This window comes from Acetobacter sp. AAB5, assembly GCF_050106715.1.
Taxonomy (GTDB): domain Bacteria; phylum Pseudomonadota; class Alphaproteobacteria; order Acetobacterales; family Acetobacteraceae; genus Acetobacter; species Acetobacter oryzifermentans.
The window spans coordinates 70,125-76,495 of record NZ_JBNIEW010000013.1 but is presented as its reverse complement, the minus strand read 5'-3'; the positions used below and the strand labels follow the sequence as shown (position 1 = coordinate 76,495).

8 protein-coding genes are annotated in these 6,371 nt (G+C 53.9%); 1 reads left to right on the top strand and 7 read right to left on the bottom strand.

Translation table 11 applies throughout. The features are described 5' to 3' along the window. The 6 genes from ACP7IZ_RS11755 to ACP7IZ_RS11730 all read right to left on the bottom strand — a co-directional run. The coding region (locus ACP7IZ_RS11755) for a MerR family transcriptional regulator (protein ID WP_426849351.1) at positions 1–613 on the bottom strand (613 nt) is incomplete at its 3' end. After that, complete coding sequence (locus tag ACP7IZ_RS11750) at positions 606–926, bottom strand: integration host factor subunit alpha (RefSeq protein ID WP_003623929.1); 321 nt, start codon at positions 924–926, stop codon at positions 606–608. The genes ACP7IZ_RS11750 and ACP7IZ_RS11755, both read right to left, overlap by 8 nt. A gap of 72 nt (positions 927–998) precedes the next feature. Next, on the bottom strand, positions 999–1,979 hold the full coding sequence (locus tag ACP7IZ_RS11745) for a beta-ketoacyl-ACP synthase III (RefSeq protein WP_089179255.1): 981 nt from the start codon (positions 1,977–1,979) through the stop codon (positions 999–1,001). Positions 1,980–2,043: 64 nt separating this feature from the next. Then, positions 2,044–3,150, bottom strand: coding sequence for a phosphate acyltransferase PlsX (gene plsX, locus ACP7IZ_RS11740; RefSeq protein WP_003623933.1), 1,107 nt, complete (start codon positions 3,148–3,150; stop codon positions 2,044–2,046). Between the two features lie 87 nt (positions 3,151–3,237). Next, positions 3,238–3,441 (bottom strand): 50S ribosomal protein L32, encoded by a 204-nt coding sequence (gene rpmF / locus ACP7IZ_RS11735; protein WP_006116507.1) that lies wholly within the window; start codon positions 3,439–3,441, stop codon positions 3,238–3,240. A gap of 165 nt (positions 3,442–3,606) precedes the next feature. Continuing rightward, positions 3,607–4,161 carry a DUF177 domain-containing protein gene (locus tag ACP7IZ_RS11730; protein ID WP_426849348.1) on the bottom strand — a complete coding sequence of 185 codons (555 nt, stop codon included), beginning with the start codon at positions 4,159–4,161 and terminating at the stop codon, positions 3,607–3,609. 246 nt (positions 4,162–4,407) lie between these two features. On the opposite strand from ACP7IZ_RS11730, the gene ACP7IZ_RS11725 reads away from it, so the two are divergent. After that, positions 4,408–4,971 carry an outer membrane protein assembly factor BamE gene (locus ACP7IZ_RS11725; protein ID WP_019088338.1) on the top strand — a complete coding sequence of 188 codons (564 nt, stop codon included), beginning with the start codon at positions 4,408–4,410 and terminating at the stop codon, positions 4,969–4,971. Positions 4,972–4,983: 12 nt separating this feature from the next. Here ACP7IZ_RS11725 and ACP7IZ_RS11720 read toward each other — a convergent pair whose 3' ends face one another. Beyond that, positions 4,984–6,366 (bottom strand): ATP-binding protein, encoded by a 1,383-nt coding sequence (locus ACP7IZ_RS11720; protein ID WP_426849346.1) that lies wholly within the window; start codon positions 6,364–6,366, stop codon positions 4,984–4,986. Positions 6,367–6,371: the final 5 nt, after the last annotated feature.

Genomic DNA, 6,371 nt, shown 5'->3' with positions numbered 1-6,371 from the left:
GCTCTGGCTCTGGCTCTGGCTCTGGCTCTGGCTCTGGCTCTGGCTCTGGCTCTGGCTCTGGCTCTGGCTCTGGCTCTGGCTCTGGCTCTGGCTCTGGCTCTGGCTCTGGCTGGATTGTGGATGCGTTATCATCCACAGCAACTGCTTTTTCGGCAGAATCTTCTACAGTTTCAGATTTTTCTACCGCAGCTTCAGATGGTGCAGTTCCCTCTGTTGCAGTTTCTGGTTGCTTTTCAGCCTCATCTTGTGGGGCTGTTTCAGGTGCAGGCGTTTCAGCAGCAGGCACACCACCGCTTTGCAGAATCCGCTGCACGCCTTTGATGGTATAACCCTGAGTGTAAAGCAAATCTGCAATATGGCGTAAAAGCTCTATATCGGCTGGCCGATAATATCGGCGGCCACCACCGCGCTTTAACGGACGAACCTGATGGAACTGCGTTTCCCACAACCGAAGGGTATGCTGCGGCACATGAAGTTCATCTGCCACTTCGCTGATTGTCCGAAAGGCAAACGGCCCTTTATCGGTAGGCGCTGAATTCGTGCTTACATTTTCCGCCGCCGGAGAAGACTGCTCTCCTCCTGTTTCGGAAAAAGTCTGCGCCTCATCAGTCATGATCATGCTCCGCTTCTGCATCTAGCGTTTCGTGGTTTACTTCAGCGCGCAGAAGCTGACTCGGACGAAAGACCAAGACCGAACGCGGCAAAATCGGAACTTCCTCACCCGTTTTCGGATTACGGCCGCTCCGTTGGCCTTTTTTCCTAACCGAAAAAGTGCCAAATCCGCTGATTTTAACACTTTCGCCGCGTTCAAGAGCGTCCATCACCGTCTCCAGAACATCTTCCAGAAGAACGGAGGATTCTTTACGAGACAGGCCAACCTGCTGATAGATCTGCTCTATCAAGGATGCACGTGTGACAGTTTCCATAAAAATTAAAGTAACACGCTTACACGCCGCGTCAATTCATTCACGCAGTTGTGCTTACAATATGTTCTAAAATTATAGCCTTACCAAAGCAGAACCCCATGTCAGACCACCACCCAAGGCTTCCATCAAAACCAGGTCACCTTTCTGGATACGTCCATCACGCACAGCCTCATCCAATGCCAAAGGCACAGATGCCGCTGAGGTATTGGCATGCCGATCAACCGTTATCACCACCCGCTCAGCAGGCAGGTTCAGCTTTTTGGCAACGCCTTCAATAATGCGGATATTCGCCTGGTGCGGCACCAGCCAATCTACATCTGCATAAGAAAGGCCTTCAGCTTCCAGCGCTTCATCTACAGAAGAAGAAAGTTTGCCAACGGCATGGCGGAACACATCACGCCCGCTCATTTTCAGATGTCCGCTTTTATCTGGCTGCCCCACGGCACCATCCACATACAACAGATCACCCGCTGTACCATCGGAATGTAAATGCGTGGAAAGAATACCGCGCTCACCCGGCTCATCCGAGGCAGAAAGCACGACTGCGCCAGCACCATCCCCAAACAGCACACAGGTTGTACGGTCTTCCCAATCCATAATGCGGGAATACACTTCAGAGCCGATAACCAGCGCGTTCCGAATCTGGCCGGAACGGATAAACGCATCTGCGGTGGAAAGTGCAAAAATAAAGCCAGAGCATGCGGCAGTAATATCAAAGCCAAAGCCCTGCTTCATGCCCAATGCGGCCTGAACACGTACAGCCGTTGCAGGAAAAGCCTGATCTGGCGTGGCTGTCGCCACAAAAACTGCATCAATATCTTCAGCCGTTAGCCCCGCGTAGTCTAAGGCGCGCCGTGCGGCCTCTGCCCCCATGCTGGCTGCCGTATCATTCGGCCCAACAAGATGGCGGCGGGTGATACCTGTGCGGGTTTTGATCCATTCATCTGATGTTTCAAGACGTTCTGCCAGCTCTGCATTGCTAACAACCCGATCTGGCAGGAAACCGCCAAACCCTACCAGAAGCGAACGTTTCGCCATAAACCGTTCTTTCATTATCAGCCAACAGCATGCGGTAGCGACCCAACATGCCGCTACTGATCAGACAGTCTTGTACCAATCAGGAAACGGGAACCGCTGGCTCGCGCTCCTCCGCATTTTGCTGGGGAGAGAGAAGTGCACTCATATGGGAGAGACGATCACGGATACTGTCATTAAATCCGTGCGTCACCATATCCATCGCCACATCAACCGCTGCGGCAAAACCTTCTGCATCCGTGCCGCCGTGAGACTTAACAACCACACCGTTCAGGCCCACAAAAACGGCCCCATTGTAACGGCGCGGATCAAGCCATTCCTTCATGCGTTCCAAACCCGGACGCACAAGCAGATATCCAATTTTGGAAACAATACCACGCTTAAATACGCGCCGCAGGAGAGTGGTTGCCATTTTAAGCACCCCTTCCCCGGTTTTAAGCGCGACATTTCCGGTAAACCCATCAGTTACAACCACATCGGTTGTACCTGCGGTAATATCATGCCCTTCCACAAAACCATGGAACTGCGAAGCCAATGGGCTTTCTCGCAGGGCTTCTGCTGCTACGCGCAGCTTTTCATCACCCTTCAGCTCTTCCGAACCGATATTGAGCAACCCGATAGAAGGCGCAGGCAGCCCCAACACAGCCTTGGCAAAAGCTTCACCCATTACGGCAAACTCTACAAGGTTGCGCCAGTCACACGCCACATTCGCACCCAAATCCAGCATGACCACATCACCCTTGATGGTAGGGCTGATGGCCGCCATGGCCGGACGGGAAATACCCGGAAGGGTTTTGACAACAATCTTGGCCAAAGCCAGCATGGCACCGCTGTTACCAGCAGAAACCACACCACGGGCGCGGCCACTTGCCACGGCATCCATGGCAAGGCGCATGGACGATCGCCGCATCCGCAAAGCAGATGTTGGCTTCATATCCATTGGGATAGACTGATCCGTATGCGAGATGGTGCATATGGATGCAGCCTTGGGGTACTTTGCCAGCAAAGGCCGCAACTGGGATTCATCTCCCAGCAGCAGCACCTTGATGCCTCGGTGCCGTTCAGCGGCGGCGGCGAGCCCGGCGACAACAACTTCCGGAGCCCCATCACCTCCCATTCCATCCACGGCAAGGCTGAACACCTCGTCCTGTTCAGAAAGGGAATTATCTGGAATCTCGGTCTTGTTCATGCCTGCTTCTCTGCCATACCGCAGATGCCTTGCTCCCACAGAACGCGCATCACGCTGCAATGCGCGTTTTACCGCAAACCCACGCTATTAAGCGCGGACAGCAACCTTAAGTGCCTTACCAGAAGCAACCACTTCACGACCATCGTAATGGCCACAATGGCTGCACACATGGTGCGGGCGCTTCAGTTCGCCACAGTTAGAGCATTCAGCAAAAGCTTCCACGTTCAGAGCTTCATGGCTGCGACGCATGCCACGACGTGAAGGCGAGGTTTTCTTCTTGGGTACAGCCATGAGCCCGAGCCCCCTCTTGAAAAACGGTTTAAAAACGCCCGGCAGCGTGTTTTTTCACCCCACCGGACAACAACACAGGTTTATCACCAGACTGAGCCGGGGCCTCTAGCAGACAGCAAGCATTTTCGCAAGCAATCCAGAAAGAAAACCCGTACCGCGCCTAGATCAGGCCTTCCCCGGTTTTAGCCGAGACAGGGCCGCAAAGGGGTTCTGCTTTTCATCCTGCTCCCCTTCTTCCAGAAGCTTTTCTGCTTCTTCCTCGCTCAGAACAAGGCCTTCTGGCAGATCAATTTCCGGCGCATGTGGGTATGGGTCCAGATCAAGCGCAAACTGCTCTACAGCAGCTTCACCCAAGTCAATATCCTGCCCTTCATACGGAATTTCATCAATTGCATCCAAATCAGGCTCTTCGGGTTCTACAAACCGTTCAGAAGGCACAAACCGAACGTTGAATGCTCCTGCCAGAACATCCTCAAAGTTTTCAAGGCTGACAACGCAGGTCTGCGTATAATGAACAGCCAGCGCACCTTCTGCCTCCACCACGCTGTGCCGATCGGCCTTAAGCAGATACCGACAGCGGAAAAGTGTAATTTTTGGCAAACCAAGGCGGCGGGCAATCGCTGCACATTCCTGTTCTGTTGCTTCCACCGTCACTGCAGTTTCCTGCCCTCCGATTCGGCGCAATGCCATTGGGCGGGAAAATTCTGGTTTTTCAGACATGGCAGCCTCCTGAGCTGGCAGAGGAAGATCGTTTACAGGGGCGCATACACTTACGGGCACACCCCCATCTGCAACGCTTTTTCTAATTGGGGCTTTTTGAAGGAAAGCTAAAGGGGGTAAAGTGTAAAAACGAATGGAAAAAACCATTCTGTAATTGACGCTTCGTATCAGTTTGAGGCATCCGACTGTTACATGGCCGCGATGTGCGGATGCCTTAAATGTTATACTTAGGGAAGCCTCAACCGAATGAAGCAGCCACGCCAGAACAAAATATCACGCCTGCGGAATACCTGCGGCGCGTTGGCGGCAGTAATAGCGCTTTCTGGCTGCGCCGTGTTTGGGCCAACCCCCACGCCCCGTGGCTCTTTGATTGAGGCAGATGATTACAACCAGCTTATCCCCGGCGCCAGCACACGGGCCGATGCGTTAGATCTGCTAGGCTCTCCCACCACCAAGGGAGCATTTGATGACAACACATGGATCTATATTTCCATGAGCACATATCTGATTCCCATGGATTTTCCGGGAATCGGCAAGCAGCAGGTTGTGGTGCTGAAGTTTGATGATGCAGGCAACCTTCAGAGCTTACGCACGCTGAACAAAAAAGATTCCCGCTCTGTCGCCATGATCAACAGCATCACCCCCACGCCGGGCACAAAAATTAACATCCTGCAGCAGATTCTGGGGAACGTGGGCCGCTACAACCCCATGCAGAACATGATGGGCGCGGGCTCCGCAGGCGGTGGCGCAGGCGGTATGGGCATGAACAATCAGGGGCCAGGCCACTTTGGTTCTGGCAACTCTCTGTAACCACCAGCAGGTCTAGCGCGGCAGGAACAGCCTGACGCGCAGACCACCCATTGGGGAATCCAACAATTCCATCTCGCCGCCATGTGCACGCACGATATCGCGTGAGATTGTTAGCCCCAGCCCGGTTCCACCCCCACGCCCGCTCTCAAAAGCCCGTAGAACGCCATCTCGACGTTCTGGGGGGATACCCGGCCCATCATCATCTACCATCACCACAACGCCATCTGATTGGCCCTGAGCGCTTAAATTGATATGCTTTGCATAGCGCCGGGCATTATCCACCAAATTGGTTAATGCGCGGCGCATGGCATCTGGGCGCATATGCACGCGCAACCCCTGCGCCACACGCACGGAAAAAACATGCGCGCCAGCGCGCCGGGCCGCAGCAGCCACGTCTTCCAAAAAGGGTTCTATTTCGGTTTCCGCAACATTTTCGGCCCCTTCCCCCCGCGCAAAGGCCAAATAACTGGCAATCATGTGCTCCATTTCAGCCACATCACCAATCATGTCCTCCACGTCGGGTTGAATATCCTCTGCGCGCACCATGCCGGTACGGGGCATCATGTCCAAAGAAAGCCGCAAACGGGTAAGTGGCGTGCGCAAATCATGCGATACACCCGCCAGAACCCCCGTGCGTTGCGATACAAAACGGTAAATCCGATCCTGCATGCGGTTAAAGGCCACAGCAGCTTTACGCACTTCCTGCGCCCCTGCCGGGCGAATAGGGCCAATATCACGCCCAAGCCCGAACTGTTCGGCTGCATGGGCCAACCGCCGGATAGCCCGCACCTGGTTACGCATGAACAGGCTGGCAATCACAAACAACAGCAAGGAACTGCCAACAGCCCACGCCACAAACAGCCAGATCTGCCCCATATCCAACCGCTTACGCGGTGCTTCTACATCCAGCACACCATCAGGCAACTGAATAGAAATTTTGACTGTATGGGGGTCTTCCCGCCAGTTTACAAAAAACGGATAGCTAATGGAGGCACGTAAGGCGCGGGCCAGATCTTCATCCATAGGCCCCAACACATGGGTAGAGCCAAAACGCCTAAGCCGTGCATTGGAATGCCACGATTCCACCAACTGCAAATGCTGCTGGGCTTGCTCTACAAACCACTGCCTGTCTGCCGGTTTTTTCAAACGCTCCAAGGCGTTCAATGAGAGCACAATTTCCGATGTAACGGAATCTGAAAGACGCCGCGAGGCAACTTGTAGAAAATTACCGTAAAACACTTCCAGCGCGATGCCCTGTGTGATCAGCAAGGGAATCAACACAATCAGCAAAGATCTCGCCAGAAGCGAACGTGGAAGCACGCGCCGCATGGATTTTTCCACCCTGCGTGATTTCCAGAATGAGGATGGAAAAAGCTTTAGCCCGCTGCGCTGCATGATCT